Origin of the sequence: Sulfitobacter sp. HI0129 (assembly GCF_001635395.1) — a bacterium.
In the GTDB taxonomy this organism is placed as follows: Bacteria; Pseudomonadota; Alphaproteobacteria; order Rhodobacterales; family Rhodobacteraceae; genus Sulfitobacter.
This window is the reverse complement of the sequence record NZ_LWGH01000765.1, coordinates 1-14,513: the sequence shown is the minus strand read 5'-3', so window position 1 is coordinate 14,513 and position 14,513 is coordinate 1. Positions and strand designations below refer to the sequence as shown.

Sequence of the window (14,513 nt, the reverse complement as noted above, 5' to 3'; positions counted from 1 at the left end):
GTGCTGGAGCCTTCCATCAGGATGGTGGCCCCGGGTTCCGTGGTCAGTTCGCCGGTCTTGAACCGCTGCATGAACTCAATCTCTTCGCGAGACAAATTCAGAAAGGCCCGCTTCCGGCGGAGGGGGCAATAACGGCACTGTGTCGTCATCCGAATTCCTAGTCTTGTGTCACAGTTTAATGCGCGGCGCCGCATTCTCTGGTATCATTAGTGCATTAATGGGGCGCTTGGTTATGTCATTTATCGTTTTCGAGAGAGATCCGTTCATTCGTTGCGACATTCTGGAAACGCTGGCAGCGAATTTTCCCGGTGTTCAGGTTTCGGCCTATTCCGCGCTTGAGGAACTGGCCGAAAAGGCCGCGGGTGTTTTGCAGCCCTGTGTCGCTGTTCTGTCTTCGAACCGGAAGGAACTGGAATCTCTTTTGGGCATCCTGCGTGCGAAGACGCAGGACATCTCTTTCGTGGTGATTTCGGACGATACGGCGGAAAGCGACGGGTCCACCGGCATGTTTCATCAGGTGTCCCGCCCGTTCAACTCCGAAATGCTGCTTCGCGCTGTCAGAAGCGCGCTTTCCGGGCAGCAGTAAGCCCGGTAATGAAGGCCACCAGCAGACCGACGACTCCGCTACCCCCTGCCATCGTGGCGGGAACCGCTGCGGTCGCGGCTGCGGCTGCTGCTTCCCTGCGCCTTTGATGGGCGCGATTGCGTGCCTGCATCACCGAAAAGATGATCGATCCGATGCCGACATAGGCCATCCCCAGAATGAGGAAGGTCACCACCGGCGTCGTCACTGTTAGCAAGAAGAGACAGAGCGCCGTCGTCAGGAATATGAACCCGATGCCGAGGAAAATGGCCGCGCTCAGTCCGAGCGCGGCCGTCTTTGCCGTCCGCGATGCGGCGGCGTTGAACTGGGCGGCAACCAGCCCCAGCATCAGCGGCGCGCCGTCACGATACCGACGAGAAAGCCAACACCTGCCGCGATGCCGAGCGCGGTGGCGGGCTGGGTGCGGATGAACTCTTCAGCCGAGGCCTGTGCTTCAAGCGCACGGACGCGGCCTGCCGTGGTGGCATCGTTCACCGCGTCCTTGGCCTGGCGCGTGACTTCTTGCGATTTGGTCTTGCCGTAGTCGCCAAGCGAGTTGGTCAGGGCCGCGATGTCCTTTTTCAGGATTTCGAGCTGGGAGGACAGATCCTCGACCGTCACGTTGGAGGAAGAGGTATCGGTGGAAGCTGTCGTGGATTTCGCCATGGTAAGGCTCCTTTGTATTCTGCGCCCCAAGGGGGGCGATGACGTGGGAAATGCACCGACCCGCCGCCCTGTACCGGGCGGCAGCGCGGTGCAACTGGATCAGGCGTTCAGCGTTTCCGTGGACGAGAAGAACATCGCCTGCGAGACGGCGGAAACGACCTGATCGACGGAATAGGGCTTGGAGATGAGGAAGGCCGGTTCCGGCTTGTCGCCGGTCAGAAGCCGTTCGGGGAAGGCGGTGATGAAGATCACGGGCCGCATGCCCAGCTCGCCCAGCAGATCGTTGACGGCGTCGATGCCCGACGAGTTGTCCGCCAGCTGGATGTCCGCAAGGATCAGGTCCGGCACGTCGGCGCGGCCGAGCTTCACGGCCTCGTCCCGCGTCCGGGCCACGCCGGTGATGCGGTGGCCCATATCCGCCACGATGGACTCGATATCCATCGCGATGATCGCCTCATCCTCGATGATCATGACGGAACCTGTCGCACTGTCCGCCATTTCGCGGCGTGCGATATCGACGAGCTGCTCGGCCTCGCTCTCTTCGACACCCACGATAGAAGCGACTTCGCGGAAATTGAATCCTTCGATCGTATGCAGCAGCAAGGCTTCGCGGCTATCCGTCGTCAGTTTCGCGAGGTGGCGCTGCGCTTTGGCCTGCAGGCCATTCTCGCCCTCTTCGACGGGGGCGCCGGCGCTGGCCCAGATACCATAGAGCACCTTGAAAAGCCCGGTCTTGGTGTCCATACCATCCAGAACCGACCGGTCGACCAGAATAGCCTCCAACGCGGCTGCGGCGAACATGTCGCCGCTTTTCTGGCTACCTGTCATGGCACGCGCGAACCGGCGAAGATAGGGAATGTTGTCTCCCAATTCGTCGCTGATGCTGCGGGTCTGAGGGGTATCGGTCATTGGTGAACGTCCTTGTTTGATTTTTCTTGGAACCAAACATCCGAGCATTGTGTTTGGTTCCAGTATGCGTACTTTAAATTGGACAAAGCTGTGAAGCTAGAGGGCATGTTGGTGCAATCAGACAACCGGGACGATCGGGAAAAAGTGATCGATGAAAATCTGAGAAGGGTTTTCGACGAAACACTCGAAGAAGGTATCCCGGACCGGTTCAAAGAACTCCTGAGCCAACTCAAAAAACAGGAATCCGGCGAAGGTTCACGCGGATGAGCGGAAGTGATCCACGTGACGAGCTGGTAGAGCATCTGCCGGCAATGCGGGCGTTCGCCATCAGTTTGACGCGCAATGGCGCGATCGCCGATGACATGGTGCAGGACACGCTTGTGAAAGCATGGACCAACATCGAGAAATTCGAGGTCGGGACCAACATGCGGGCGTGGCTGTTTACGATCCTGCGGAACACCTATTATTCATCCCGCCGGAAAGCGAACCGCGAGGTCGCGGATGTGGATGGCGTGTTCACCGACAATCTGGCGGAGAAACCCGCCCATGACGGTCACATGCAGATGGCCGATTTCCGCAAGGCGCTGGCCTTGCTGAAAGACGAACAGCGCGAAGCGTTGCTTCTTGTCGGTGCATCCGGGTTTTCCTATGAGGAAGCTGCGGATATGTGCGGTGTCGCCGTCGGCACGATCAAAAGCCGCACCAATCGGGCCCGCGCAAGGCTGGCGGAACTGATGGGGCTCAATGAGGATGAGGCGCTTGAAATGACGGACGACGCCACAATGTCAGTTCTATCTGCGTCCAAAGTATCTTCATTCTGAAATGACATCTGGTTTTTTCAACGGGGATCTGCTGCGCGGACTTACTGTCCGCGTTTTGCTTTTCCTGTCCTTGGCTTTGCTGCCCATAGGACTGATCGCCGTTGTCCAGACCAGACAGATCGCCGAACAAAGCCGGATGAGCGCCGAGTTGTCGTTGTTGGCGATTACCGAACAGGCCTCTGCCGCCGAACGGCTGATCATTCAGGAGGCGTTCGGCGCGGCCGAAGCGCTGTCCCCCATGGTGCGTCTTTGGGGTGACGACAATTCGCTCTGCTCCGAATTTCTTGCAGCTTACGCCGAAGCGTCGAACGCCTATTCGCTTGTCGGTTTCATTCAGCCCGACGGCCGGATGACCTGTTCTTCGGAAGGCCGGGTATTCGACTTCTCGGTGGACGAAGGCTTCATGAAGCTGAAGCAGGAACCCTGGCGCAGGGCGACCTCCACCCGGTTCGGTTCGATCACGGAAAAGCCTGTTACCGTCATCAACGCACCTGTCTTCGAGCAGGAGGAGCTCGTCGGCTACATCGCGATATCGATCCCGCACGAAACCTTCGATGAGATCGAGGAAAGCCCCCGCACACTGAACCCGCTTGCCATGGTGACCCTGAACAAGAGCGGGGAGATCCTGACCACGGAACTGGGCCTTCAGACCGCGGATATCGAATTTCCCACCGGCGTCCCGGTATCGGGCTTTGTTGGCAAGGATCCGATTGTCTTTGCCGCCGACAACGCCAATGGAACCGAGCGCACCTTTGCCGTTTTGCCGATCGTGCCCAATGCCGTCTACGCGATGAGCGTCTGGCCCGCGGATACCGCGATGTTGCAATCGGGTCTTTCCACACGCCTCAGCGGGCTGCTGCCCATCGCCATGTGGCTGGCCAGCCTCATCGTCGCGTTCTGGGCACTCAACCGTCTTGCCATTACGCATATTCGCAAGCTCGGGCGGCAGATGCGGCGCTTTGCGCTGAACCGGACGCTGCCCAAGGATACGCTGGGTGCGGGCGTGCCAACCGAACTGGTGGAGATCGAGGCATCATTCATTGCCATGGCGGAATCCATCCTGCGGGATGAAGCCACGCTCGAAGACGGGTTGCGCCAGAAGAACATTCTGCTGAAGGAGGTTCACCACCGGGTGAAGAACAATCTTCAGCTGATCTCCTCCATCATGAACATGCAGATCCGGCAGGCGAAATCTCAGGATGCGCGTCGGGTGCTTCAGCGGTTGCAGGAACGTATTCTCAGCCTCGCGACGGTGCACAAGAACCTTTACCAGAATGACGATCTGGTGCGGGTCGACGCGGGTGCCCTGATGGAGGAAATCGTGGGCCAGCTCCTTTCGGTCGGCCTCCCCGCGGGCGCGAACGTCAAGGTTGAGAAGCATTTCGAATCCGTGCTGCTCGACGCCGACGATGCCGCGCCCCTGACGCTGCTGGTATCGGAGGCGATGACCAACGCGCTTAAATACGTCCCGGCACACGGCAAGGATACCCCCGGTTCGATCTCGATCTCGCTGACTTTCGAAGAGCCGGATCATGCCCGGTTGACGATATCCAACACGGTGGGCGAAAAGCCCGAGGAAGCCGGCACAGGCCTTGGCTCGCGGCTCATTCAGGCGTTCAGCCGCCAGTTGAACGGACAGACCGAAGTGAGAGATGACGAAGACAGCTACCACATGACGGTAGTCTTCCCGGTACCGCAGCGGTCGAAGCAGGTTTACGACTACTGAATCTTTCCGGCATCACATTTGTAGCATAATGGCATCAATATTGCTCGAATTCGCGGGTTTCCGCTCAACAGAATTCCGCAACACGAGAGGCAGAGCGCCCGGAATTTGTCTCCCCTTACGCGCGGAACATGGTTTGGTACCTTAACTATCGGCCGCCATAAAACTTAACATAAGCAGACAGATAGGCTTAAGGTTGTGTTGCGCACGATCCATTTGCGCAGCGCCTATCGCCCCAAATTGCATCCAAGCCATCTGGAAAGTTTGATCCGAAATATCGCGTTTTGGGCGGCGGAAACCGACAGAGTGCCGCGCAGGAAATCTACTTCTCCCCGGAACCGGTGGCACCGGAGCGCAGTTGAGGTGTCGAAGAGAGCGAAATTCTAAGTTTACACGTGGAAAGGGAAGGACATGGAAACAGAACTGTTTTTTGGAAGTCTGACGATCCTGACCATGGCTGCGATCATCATAGTTGCTCTGACCACGAACAGGCGGAACGACTATAACGAACACCGGCATCAATGGGATGCACAGGAGAGCAATTCAAAGCGTCGCGACGACAGACGCTGACGAACTGCCCCCACCCCGCTGTCATGGACGGACAGTGAACCCCGCGCGCCAGAACGGCGTGCGGGGTTCTTTCTATGCGACCCTCAAAAGCTGGGTGGCGTGCAGGCGCTGATCACGATGCAGGTTTCCTTGCCGGTATTCCTGAACCGATGCGGCAGGCGGCTGTCGAAGAGGTAACCGTCACCCGCGTTCAGCGTTTCGGAAACCCCGTCGACCGTGACCTCGATCGCGCCCTGCACCACGATACCCGCCTCTTCCCCGTCATGGCTGAGGAGTTCCGGCCCCGTGTCGGCCCCCGGCGGGTAGGTTTCGTGCAACACCTGCAAGGCATGGGCTTCGGCGTTGCCCAGTTGGCGCAATGTGACCTGCTGGTCCCCCGTCGGCGAAACGACCGTCAGTTCATCCGCGCGGTAGAACACTTTCGACAGCGCCGTTTCTTCGAGGTTCGAAAAGAATTCCGCCATGCTGATGGGAATGGCATCGAGCAGGCTTTTGAGGGACGCGACCGAAGGGCTGGTCTTGTTCTTTTCAATTAAAGAGATGGTGCCGTTCGTCAGGCCGGCCCGTGCAGCAAGCTCGCGCTGCGACAGGCCGCGCTGCTTTCGGATTGCCCGAAGTTTGGTGCCGATATCCAAGCTCATTCTCCGCAGTCGACGCCCACATCGTCTAGAACGCGGGCTGGATGTTGTCACAGGCAAATTTCAGCCTGAGGCGACATAGCGCGTTAAATGCCGTGCAGAATCAGAATTGACAATTATATTAAACATCATAAGAGCGTTTTTTAAACGCATCTCGTCTCCATGGAAGGAAACCTTCATGCCCAGCACTGCAAAGAAGACCACCCGCAAGACAGGCGGGAAATCATCCGCGAAGATCTCCATCGTGGAGACTTCGAGCACGCAGGCGACCAACGCTGACCTGATCGCGCGCCGCGAAAAGGCAGTGGCACGCGGGGTCGCATCGGCAGCGCCGGTCTATGCCAAATATGCCGAAAACGCAGAGCTCTGGGATGTGGACGGCAACCGCTACATCGACTTCGTCGGCGGCATCGGCGTGCTGAACACCGGCCATCGCCACCCCAAGGTCGTGGCCGCCGCGAAGGCGCAGGAAGACCTCTATACGCACACCAGCTTTCAGGTGGTGCCCTATGCGCCCTACATCGAGCTGGCCGAGAAGCTGAACGAACTTGCCCCCGGTGACGCGCCGAAGAAGACGCTGCTCGTGACAACGGGTGCCGAGGCCGTCGAGAATGCGGTAAAGATCGCCCGCGCTGCGACGGGTCGCCCCGGGGTCATCGCCTTCACCGGCGGCTACCATGGCCGTACGCTTCTGACCCTCGGGATGACCGGCAAGGTCAGCCCCTACAAAAAGAACGTGGGCCCCTTCCCGGCGGATGTCTTCCGCGCGCCCTTCCCGTCGCTGCGGGACGGCATCACCGTCGAGGATGCGATTACCGGGCTGAAGAACCTGTTCCTGACAGATGCGCAGCCCGACCGTGTCGCCGCCATCATCATCGAGCCGGTTCTGGGCGAGGGGGGCTACACCCCCGTTCCCTTCGAGATGATGCAGCAACTGCGCGAAATCTGTGACCAGCACGGAATCATGTTGATCGCCGACGAAGTTCAGGCGGGCTTTGGCCGGACCGGCACATGGTTCGCCATCGAACATTCCGGCGTCGTGCCGGACCTGATCACCGTGGCGAAATCCATGGCAGGGGGTTACCCGCTGGCCGGTGTAATCGGTCGCGCTGACATCATGGATGCGATGGACCCCGGCGGCCTCGGCGGTACATATGGCGGCAACCCCGTCGCCTGTGCAGCGGCTCTGGCAGCCATCGAGGCGATCGAGGACGAAGGCCTGCTGGCCCGGTCTGCCCAGATGGGTGAAACGCTCAAGGCGCGGTTCGCAGAGATCGGCGCACGGTCCGCGCCCTACCGGTTCTGGGATATCCGCGGCCTCGGGGCCATGGTCGCCGTCGAATTCGTCACCGACTTCGATAGCGCCAAGCCGGATGCGGACTTTACCAAGCGCGTGATCGCACATGCGATGAAGCGCGGTCTGCTGCTGCTCGGATGTGGCATGCACGGGAACGCGGTGCGCGTGATGGTGCCGCTGACCGCCTCTGACGAGATTGTCGAGGAAGGGTTGAACATCTTCGAAGAGGCAGTTCAGGCCGCGGTGGCAGAAGAAGCCCACTGACCTGATCTGCTTGGCAACGAAACGGCGGGGCGGGGTGATTACCCCGCCCTTTTTGCATCCCACGTATCCCAATTTCCGAATGTGTCGGAACAAACCTGAGTTGTAAAATTTCCGACACAATGATGAATATATTTTACACATAGGCAGGGCCGAGGCAGTTACCCCGAACTGCAACGCCTGTTTTTCCACCATTTTTACAAATACTTATTCCCACAGTGCGTCAAACCTCACAGGGCGCTTGATCATAATTTCAAACGTGCCTAACCTGACTTTCAGGAATCTCCATTTCGCGTTGGCCGGGAGTGCCGCGACGAAACCTGGAGGGGGCAAAGGTCGTCGTGTGAGTGCGGATCATCTTGAACGCAGCCGCAGACGTTCTAGCCTGAGAGGATGACGGCGGATTCAATTCTACGCCGTGATTAGCAACAAGGGAGTATAAGCTATGAAGCTATTCAGAACGCTCGCGGTGGCAGGGGCCTTGTCGGCCGGTACTGTCGCGATGGCGCAGGAAAAATTCATCACCATCGGTACGGGCGGTCAGACCGGCGTCTACTTCGTCGTCGGTCAGTCAATCTGCCGCCTCGTCAACCGTGAATCCGACGAGCCGACGAGATTGAGGCAATCAAGGAATTGACCGGCGGCCGGTTCGCCGAGTACACGCTCGATACATCCGGCACGGCGGCGGGGCGCAAGTCCGCGATCCGCAGCACAGGCGTTTGGGGGACGATGGGCTTTGTGGGCGAGGGCGGCGAAGTCACGGTCGACGTCAGTGGCGACTTGCTTCGTCGACAGCTGAACCTGGTGGCGTCGTGGACGTTTTCAACCGTTCTTCAGTCAGAATGTGCTGAGTTCGTTGTCGACAGGAAGCTGGACATCGGGCACCTCTTCACCGATCGCTGGGCGCTCGAAGACGCGTCTCTAGCCTATCGCAAGTTCGACAATCAGACCAGCGGCAAGGGCGTGTTCCTGTTCTGACGGGGCCGCCGAAGACGATTTACGGTACCTCTGGCCACCGTGCCTTGCGACAAGGCGCGGTGGCTATCGCCTTTGGCGCTTTGCGCGCACTTCTCAGTGTGTCGATTGAGCGTTGTCTCAGTGGAGGTTATGATTGGCTTGACGGTGGGAGGACCCGTACATGGATACGCTGGAGAATATCCGGACTTTCTTGGCGGTCGCCAAACTTGGGTCATTCTCTGCCGCGGCGAAGAGCTTGAATACGGTTCCATCTGTAATCACCAAGCGAATACAGCAACTTGAACACAAGTGCCGGGCTCCGTTGTTCTCCCGCTCAACACGTCAGGTCGAGCTGACGGCACATGGTAGGAACTTCTACGAGAACTTCTCGACACTGATCGTGGAGGTGGACCGGGCCTTGGAGGAGAATGTCCGGACAGGTACGGAAACCGCCGGTCGCATGAAGGTCAAGTGCCCCACGACGCTAGCGATCCACACATTCGCGGACGTCATCACGTCCTTCCAACTGGAATATCCAAATATCTCGATCGACTTGTTTCTGGTCGACAGGTCGGTCAATCCGATCGACGAGGGCTTCGATGTCGCTATCGGAGCTTTTGGCAACACCTATTCGCATGTGGTGAGCGTAGACCTTTATCCGATGAAGCGGGTACTTGTCGCGAGCCCGTGCTATCTCGCACGCCGGGGGAAGCCGAAACACCCTCGCGATCTCGTGGAGCATGATTGTCTCACGTTATTGACGAGCGGAAATATATGGTACTTTCGCGGGAAGTCCGGAGACATAAATGTAAGCCTGAACCCCCGCTTCAGTTCGAGTGATAGCCAGATCATGGCCCGCGCGGTGAAGCGTGGTCTTGGCATCGGCAACATTGCACGCGAATTCATCAAAGAGGATCTGGACAATGGATCAGTCACTGAATTGCTGACGGATTTCTCCATCCCCTCCCTGTACGTAAAGGCCCTGATCCCTGACCAACGCGCGAGCGATCCCGCCATCACTGAGTTCATCAAATGGCTGCAGGTGCAGACTTCGCCGATGAAAGTCGCGGGCTAGAGTTGGTACAGAAAGTGTTTCCAGGAAGGATCTGAACCTGCCGAAACTTCGATACAAGCTCTTCCGGCTTCTCGGGAGTGTCCTGAACTCTGTGTATCCGTCCCGGCCCATGCGGTTTGCATACTCAGGGGCGCACTCCATCTGATTTTGCACCAAGGAGACCCCCGTCGCGCCGCTTCAGCCCGTCTCGCCGTACCCGAAGAGCCCTTGAAAGCGCGCCCTTTTATGGGCTAACTCCTTCTGTTTTTGTTCCAGCGTCCTGACCGGTCGAACCTTATCGCCGCCGCCGCGGACGGAACAAGTCAGGCGGGAGGAGGTTGCGATGGTACCGCGCCATGACGAGGAAAACGACACCTCGACCTATGTCGCCAAGGAGCTTCTGCAAACCAGCGTCGCGCCCGACTTCCTGCGCGGGTTGACCCCAGCCGAACGCGAAAGGGTGCTGAGTGCGGGGCGCTCGCGTCACTATAAGGCCGGTGAGGCGGTGTTCATGCAGGGGGAACCGCATCAGGGCATTCTGGTCATCAACGAGGGCGAAGTTCGCTCCTTCTATATCGCGCCGTCCGGCCGCGAGATCACGCTCGCCTATTGGCGGCGCGGGCATTTCGTCGGCGGTCCCGAGATCCTCGGTGGCGGCACCCATACATGGTCGGGCGAGGCGGTTTGCGACAGCGAGCTTCGGTTCTACTCGGCCGATCAGCTTCGCACGCTGATCCTCGACATGCCGCAATTCGCGCTCAACGTGATCGAAAGCGTGTCGTTCAAGAGCAAATGCTTCTCGGCCCTGATCCAGCTTCTCGGCACCCGGCCCATCGGTTCGCTGCTGGCGCAACTGCTGGTGACGCTTGCCCGCGATCAGGGCGGCGGCGACCGCGTGACCTTGCAGGCTCATTACAGCCAGGAAGACCTGGCCAAGCTGGTCGGCGGCACCCGGCAATGGGTGGCGTCGAGCCTCAAGCGGATGCGGCAGGAGAACCTGGTCGACGTTCAGGACGGGCGGCTGGTGATCCTCAGCATCGAGCGGCTGGAACGTTTTTTCGAGTAGAGCCGGCCCGCGCCACTAATTGCTTTTTCTGACCTTCCCAATCCGTAACGTGCGGGCTCGATCGAGACTTGAGCGGCGGATGGAATGCTGGGCGATTATACGGCGACGATAATGATAGGTGTGGTGGCCGCGGCGAGCGCGGGCTTGCTGCGCGGTGCGACCGGCTTCGGGTCCGCGCTGGTGATCGCGCCGGTCCTGTCGCATCTGCTGGGACCGCAGCAGGCGGTGGTCATCTCGCTGATGATCGGTGCCAGCGCGACCCTGTTCATGGCGCCGCGGCACCGGACCAGCGTCAACTGGCCGGTGGTGACCTCGGCCGGTCTGGCCGGTCTGGTCCTGCTGATCCCGGGTGTGATCCTTCTGCGGCTCGCCGACCCGGAGATCATGAAGCGCGTGATCGGGCTGGTGACGCTGGCCGCCGCGCTTCTGATGCTGCTTTTCCACGCCCGCAGCCTGCCATCCGGGCCAGTGCCCCAGATGCTGGCCGGTGCGCTTGGAGGGCTCCTGATGGGGGCAACCTCGATGGGCGGGCCGCCGGTTGTGCTGTATCTGGTCTCGCGCCATGACAGCAGCGAAGAGAAGAAGGCGAACGTGATCTACGTTGTCGGCCTGCTCGAAGTCGGCGCGCTGGTGCTCTTCGCGATCAGCGGCGGGATCGAGATGGCCTCGCTCCGGCTCTTCGCGCTGTTCCTGCCCACCTTCGCGGTGGGAATGTATCTGGGACGCATGGCGTTCGGCTTCATCGGTGAACGCTACCGCAGCGTCGTGCTCGTCGTTCTGCTGCTGATCGGTTTGATTGCGGTCTGGGGATAGGGGCGCGATAGCGTCACCGCAAAGAAAAGGGGGAGACATGCCAAAGCCCAATATTCTGTTCATCATGTACGACCAGCTTCGTGCCGATTACCTGGGATGCTACGGCCACCCGACCATCGACACACCGGCGATGGATGCGCTGGCCGCGCGCGGCGTCCGGTTCGAGCGCGCCTATTGCCAGTCGCCGGTCTGCGGCCCCTCGCGGATGTCGTTTTATACCGGGCGCTACGTCTACAGCCACGGTTCGACCTGGAACGACGTGCCGCTGCCGCTCAGCGAATGGACCATCGCCGACTACCTGCAACCCGCCGGGTATCGCGTGGCGGTCGTGGGCGAGTCGCATTTTCCGGCGGACCGGGCAGGGATGCAGCGGCTGGAGATCCCGACCGAAAGCGCCCTCGGGCGGCGTCTGAGCGAAGGCGGGTTCGAACCGTGGGAGCGCGACGACCAGATCCATCCCGATACCGCGCCCAACCTCGATTTCGGCTATAACCGCTACCTGCGCGCCCATGGCTATGACAGCCACAACCCCTGGCACGACTTCGCCAATTCCGCCGAAGGCCCCGATGGTGAAGTCCTGAGCGGCTGGCAGATGCGCAATGCCCACCTGCCGACGCGGGTGCCCGAGGAGCATTCCGAGACCGCCTATTTCACCAACCGCGCTATGGCCTTCATCGAGGATGCCGGGGACCAGCCCTGGTGCCTGCATCTGAGCTACATGAAGCCGCACTGGCCCTATATGGCGCCCGCGCCCTATCACGAGATGTACGGTGACAATCAGGTTCTTCCGGCGGTGCGCGACATGGCCGAGAAGGACGGGGCGCATCCGGTGATGCGCGCCTTCATGGACCATGACGAGGCCGACGCCTTTCAGGACGAGGCGAAGCGGCGGCATATCATCCCGACCTATATGGGGTTGATCCGGCAGGCCGACGATCACCTCGCCCGGCTGATGGCCTTTCTCGAGGAACGCGGCCAGCTCGACAATACCCTGGTGGTGCTGACCAGCGATCACGGGAGCTACCTGGGCGACCACTGGCTGGGCGAGAAGAGCCTGTTCCACGAGCAATCGGCGCGGATTCCGCTGATCGTGGTCGACCCCTCCCCCGCCGCCGACGCAACACGCGGGCGCGTCGAGACCCGGTTCGCCGAGGCGATCGACCTGTTGCCGACCTTCGTTGCCGCCGCCGGGGAGCCGCCGGTGCCGCACCGGCTCGAAGGCCGCTCGCTGCTGCCGATCCTGCATGACGAGACGGTAGACTGGCGCGAGGCGGCGGTGTCCGAGCACGATTACGCCTTCCAGAAAGCGCGGCTGCTTCTCGGGCGGGCCCCGTCGGAGGCGCGCTCGGTCATGATCCGCACCGAGCGGTGGAAATACATCCATTTCGAAGGCTTCCGACCCCAGCTTTTCGACATGGAAACCGACCCCGAGGAGCTCCATGACCTCGGCGACGACCCGGCCCATGAAGAGACCCGCCGCGCGCTGCGCGAGGAGCTTTTCCTGTGGTTCCGCACCCGCGCGAACCGAACCACCATGTCGGACGAGGAAGTGGCGGGCCGAACCTATACCGCGAAGGAGCGGGGTGTGTTTATCGAGCTCTGGTAGGCTCAATTCTGTCAAGTAATTGCTTTCGTGCCTTTGGGCTGGCGTCCACAAAAGCACTTCGATGAGCACCGGCAACAAACCGTGACGCCGGTCATGAAAGGGAGGAAACATAAATGATCATGAAACGCCGCACGGTGCTGGGCGGGCTCGCCGCATCCACGCTGATGATGACAAGCAAGGTCGCAAGCGCCGCGACCACGACACTGAAATACGGCTGGTTCGGCCCGGCGACCGAGCCGACCTATGCCCGCTCGATGGCGCCTTTCGGTGAGCGCGTCACAAACGCCTCCAACGGCGCTGTGCAAATCGACATGTATCCCGGCGGTACGCTGGGGCGCGATCCCTCGGGTCAGGTGAAATACCTCCAGGACGGGGTGCTCGACATCGCCTTCATCGTGCCGAACTACACGCCGGGCCGGTTCCCGGACAACCCGGTGCTGGAACTGCCGGGCCTGTTCACGAGCGCGGCGGAATCGACGAAAGTCACCTGGGCGCTGTTCCAGCGCGGGCTGCTGCGGGGCTATGAAGACCTGCACGTTCTGCAACTCGCCAACGGACTGCCGAACCTGATCCATACCGCTGAACCGCTGACCTCGCTCGACGGGTTGTCGGGGCTGAAGCTGCGTGTGTCGGGTCCGACGGCGGGCGACGCGATCCGCGCGCTTGGCGGCACGCCGGTCGGCATGCCCGTCACCCAGGGGGCCGAGGCGATCACCCGTGGCGTCCTCGACGGCACCGTATCGGACTGGAACACCTATGCCGCGTTCCGCCTGAACGAGGTGGCCAAGAACCATCTGAACGTGGGCCTCGGTCAGTCGCCGATGCTTGTCGCGATGACGAAGAAACGGTGGGAATCGCTGCCGCAGGAAGCACGCGACGCGATTGATCAGTTCTCCTATGAACCGCTGTCTCTGGAAGCGGCCGGGGTGCACGATTCCATCGCCGCCGACTGGAAGGAACGGGTCAAGACCGAGCCCGGCCACGTCCTGACCGAGCTGTCCGACGATGAGGCCGCGCGCTTCGACGAACTGATCGCGCCGGTCATCGACAACTGGGTCGCCCAGCACGAGCGCGGCGAAGAGCTGATCACCGCCCTGCGTGAAGAGCTTGCCAAGGTGCGCGCGAGCTGATGGAGCGCAACGGTTTCGCGAACCGGTTCGAGCGTCTGGTCGGCTTTGCCGTCCAGGCGCTCGCCATCGCCGGTCTGGGCCTTCTGACTGCCATTGCCATCGCGATCGTGGTGGACGTGCTCCTGCGCTTCGGTTTCTCCATCCCGATCGAGGGTCTTTCCGAGGTGATCGCCCTGGTCTCGGCGGTGACGATCGCGAGTTTCTTCCCGATGTCGCTCAAGCTTGGCGGCCATGCGAAGATCCGCTTTCTCGGCCATGCCTTCGGCCCGAAGGCAGAGAAATGGCTTGAAACCTTCGGGGATCTGCTGGCGGTGCTCTTCTTCGCTGCGCTGACCTGGCAATTTGCCCGCTACACCATCGAATTGGGTCAGTCCGGCGAACGGACATGGATCCTGCAACTCGCCCCCGGGCCCTGGTGG

At 60.6% G+C, this 14,513-nt stretch carries 18 protein-coding genes; 14 read left to right on the top strand and 4 right to left on the bottom strand.

The genetic code is table 11. The features are described from left to right. Positions 1 to 232: 232 nt before the first annotated feature. Entirely contained in the window at positions 233 to 586 is a 354-nt protein-coding gene (locus A3764_RS18730; protein WP_067928621.1) for a hypothetical protein, read from the top strand. Here the strand turns inward: A3764_RS18730 and A3764_RS18725 are convergent. The 3 genes from A3764_RS18725 to A3764_RS18715 all read right to left on the bottom strand — a co-directional run bounded on the left by A3764_RS18725 (position 558) and on the right by A3764_RS18715 (position 2,158). Next, complete coding sequence (locus tag A3764_RS18725; RefSeq protein ID WP_067928618.1) at positions 558 to 932, bottom strand: hypothetical protein; 375 nt, start codon at positions 930 to 932, stop codon at positions 558 to 560. The two genes, A3764_RS18730 and A3764_RS18725, sit on opposite strands and share 29 nt — an antisense overlap. After that, positions 932 to 1,249: a DUF883 family protein gene (locus A3764_RS18720; RefSeq protein ID WP_067928615.1), complete on the bottom strand. Its 318-nt coding sequence runs from the start codon at positions 1,247 to 1,249 to the stop codon at positions 932 to 934. The genes A3764_RS18725 and A3764_RS18720 overlap by 1 nt, the downstream gene beginning before the upstream one ends. Positions 1,250 to 1,348: 99 nt before the next feature. Further along, positions 1,349 to 2,158, bottom strand: a complete 810-nt coding sequence (locus tag A3764_RS18715) for a response regulator (RefSeq protein WP_067928612.1) — start codon at positions 2,156 to 2,158, stop codon at positions 1,349 to 1,351. Positions 2,159 to 2,248: 90 nt separating this feature from the next. Here A3764_RS18715 and A3764_RS18710 point away from each other — a divergent pair, with 90 nt between their 5' ends. The 4 genes from A3764_RS18710 to A3764_RS25360 all read left to right on the top strand — a co-directional run bounded on the left by A3764_RS18710 (position 2,249) and on the right by A3764_RS25360 (position 5,272). Further along, positions 2,249 to 2,425, top strand: a complete 177-nt coding sequence (locus tag A3764_RS18710; RefSeq protein ID WP_330220547.1) for a NepR family anti-sigma factor — start codon at positions 2,249 to 2,251, stop codon at positions 2,423 to 2,425. Beyond that, positions 2,422 to 2,979 carry an RNA polymerase sigma factor gene (locus A3764_RS18705; protein ID WP_067928609.1) on the top strand — a complete coding sequence of 186 codons (558 nt, stop codon included), beginning with the start codon at positions 2,422 to 2,424 and terminating at the stop codon, positions 2,977 to 2,979. Before A3764_RS18710 ends, A3764_RS18705 begins: the two co-directional genes overlap by 4 nt. A 1-nt stretch (position 2,980) precedes the next feature. Beyond that, positions 2,981 to 4,705 carry a sensor histidine kinase gene (locus A3764_RS18700; RefSeq protein WP_067928605.1) on the top strand — a complete coding sequence of 575 codons (1,725 nt, stop codon included), beginning with the start codon at positions 2,981 to 2,983 and terminating at the stop codon, positions 4,703 to 4,705. A gap of 408 nt (positions 4,706 to 5,113) precedes the next feature. Continuing rightward, complete coding sequence (locus tag A3764_RS25360) at positions 5,114 to 5,272, top strand: hypothetical protein (protein WP_161487220.1); 159 nt, start codon at positions 5,114 to 5,116, stop codon at positions 5,270 to 5,272. Between the two features lie 83 nt (positions 5,273 to 5,355). On the opposite strand, the gene A3764_RS18695 is transcribed toward A3764_RS25360, so the two are convergent. After that, positions 5,356 to 5,907 (bottom strand): cupin domain-containing protein, encoded by a 552-nt coding sequence (locus A3764_RS18695; RefSeq protein ID WP_067928602.1) that lies wholly within the window; start codon positions 5,905 to 5,907, stop codon positions 5,356 to 5,358. A 181-nt stretch (positions 5,908 to 6,088) separates the two neighbouring features. Here A3764_RS18695 and gabT point away from each other — a divergent pair, with 181 nt between their 5' ends. The 9 genes from gabT to A3764_RS18650 form a co-directional block, all read left to right on the top strand. Beyond that, positions 6,089 to 7,471, top strand: a complete 1,383-nt coding sequence (gabT, locus tag A3764_RS18690; RefSeq protein ID WP_082851078.1) for a 4-aminobutyrate--2-oxoglutarate transaminase — start codon at positions 6,089 to 6,091, stop codon at positions 7,469 to 7,471. A gap of 442 nt (positions 7,472 to 7,913) precedes the next feature. Further along, on the top strand, positions 7,914 to 8,105 hold the full coding sequence (locus tag A3764_RS18685; protein WP_067951943.1) for a hypothetical protein: 192 nt from the start codon (positions 7,914 to 7,916) through the stop codon (positions 8,103 to 8,105). Further along, positions 8,102 to 8,446 carry a hypothetical protein gene (locus tag A3764_RS18680; protein WP_067951942.1) on the top strand — a complete coding sequence of 115 codons (345 nt, stop codon included), beginning with the start codon at positions 8,102 to 8,104 and terminating at the stop codon, positions 8,444 to 8,446. The genes A3764_RS18685 and A3764_RS18680 overlap by 4 nt, the downstream gene beginning before the upstream one ends. Before the next feature lie 160 nt (positions 8,447 to 8,606). Beyond that, entirely contained in the window at positions 8,607 to 9,500 is an 894-nt protein-coding gene (locus A3764_RS18675) for a LysR family transcriptional regulator (RefSeq protein ID WP_067951941.1), read from the top strand. Between the two features lie 322 nt (positions 9,501 to 9,822). Beyond that, complete coding sequence (locus A3764_RS18670) at positions 9,823 to 10,545, top strand: Crp/Fnr family transcriptional regulator (protein ID WP_067951939.1); 723 nt, start codon at positions 9,823 to 9,825, stop codon at positions 10,543 to 10,545. A gap of 123 nt (positions 10,546 to 10,668) precedes the next feature. Continuing rightward, positions 10,669 to 11,358, top strand: coding sequence for a sulfite exporter TauE/SafE family protein (locus A3764_RS18665; RefSeq protein WP_161487514.1), 690 nt, complete (start codon positions 10,669 to 10,671; stop codon positions 11,356 to 11,358). Positions 11,359 to 11,395: 37 nt separating this feature from the next. Further along, positions 11,396 to 12,964, top strand: a complete 1,569-nt coding sequence (locus A3764_RS18660; protein WP_067951936.1) for a sulfatase-like hydrolase/transferase — start codon at positions 11,396 to 11,398, stop codon at positions 12,962 to 12,964. 113 nt (positions 12,965 to 13,077) lie between these two features. Continuing rightward, a complete protein-coding gene (locus A3764_RS18655; protein ID WP_067951934.1) occupies positions 13,078 to 14,094 on the top strand; it encodes a TRAP transporter substrate-binding protein in 1,017 nt (338 codons plus the stop codon). Beyond that, on the top strand, positions 14,094 to 14,513 hold a 420-nt coding region (locus tag A3764_RS18650), incomplete at its 3' end, for a TRAP transporter small permease (protein WP_067951932.1). The genes A3764_RS18655 and A3764_RS18650, both read left to right, overlap by 1 nt.

Bases quoted from the DNA above. Each gene is read 5' to 3' on its own strand.
- A3764_RS18730 (WP_067928621.1), top strand. From the start codon at position 233: ATGTCATTTATCGTTTTCGAGAGAGATCCGTTCATTCGTTGCGACATT.
- A3764_RS18725 (WP_067928618.1), bottom strand. From the start codon at position 932: ATGCTGGGGCTGGTTGCCGCCCAGTTCAACGCCGCCGCATCGCGGACG.
- A3764_RS18720 (WP_067928615.1), bottom strand. From the start codon at position 1,249: ATGGCGAAATCCACGACAGCTTCCACCGATACCTCTTCCTCCAACGTG.
- A3764_RS18715 (WP_067928612.1), bottom strand. From the start codon at position 2,158: ATGACCGATACCCCTCAGACCCGCAGCATCAGCGACGAATTGGGAGAC.
- A3764_RS18705 (WP_067928609.1), top strand. From the start codon at position 2,422: ATGAGCGGAAGTGATCCACGTGACGAGCTGGTAGAGCATCTGCCGGCA.
- A3764_RS18700 (WP_067928605.1), top strand. From the start codon at position 2,981: ATGACATCTGGTTTTTTCAACGGGGATCTGCTGCGCGGACTTACTGTC.
- A3764_RS25360 (WP_161487220.1), top strand. From the start codon at position 5,114: ATGGAAACAGAACTGTTTTTTGGAAGTCTGACGATCCTGACCATGGCT.
- gabT (WP_082851078.1), top strand. From the start codon at position 6,089: ATGCCCAGCACTGCAAAGAAGACCACCCGCAAGACAGGCGGGAAATCA.
- A3764_RS18685 (WP_067951943.1), top strand. From the start codon at position 7,914: ATGAAGCTATTCAGAACGCTCGCGGTGGCAGGGGCCTTGTCGGCCGGT.
- A3764_RS18675 (WP_067951941.1), top strand. From the start codon at position 8,607: ATGGATACGCTGGAGAATATCCGGACTTTCTTGGCGGTCGCCAAACTT.
- A3764_RS18670 (WP_067951939.1), top strand. From the start codon at position 9,823: ATGGTACCGCGCCATGACGAGGAAAACGACACCTCGACCTATGTCGCC.
- A3764_RS18660 (WP_067951936.1), top strand. From the start codon at position 11,396: ATGCCAAAGCCCAATATTCTGTTCATCATGTACGACCAGCTTCGTGCC.
- A3764_RS18655 (WP_067951934.1), top strand. From the start codon at position 13,078: ATGATCATGAAACGCCGCACGGTGCTGGGCGGGCTCGCCGCATCCACG.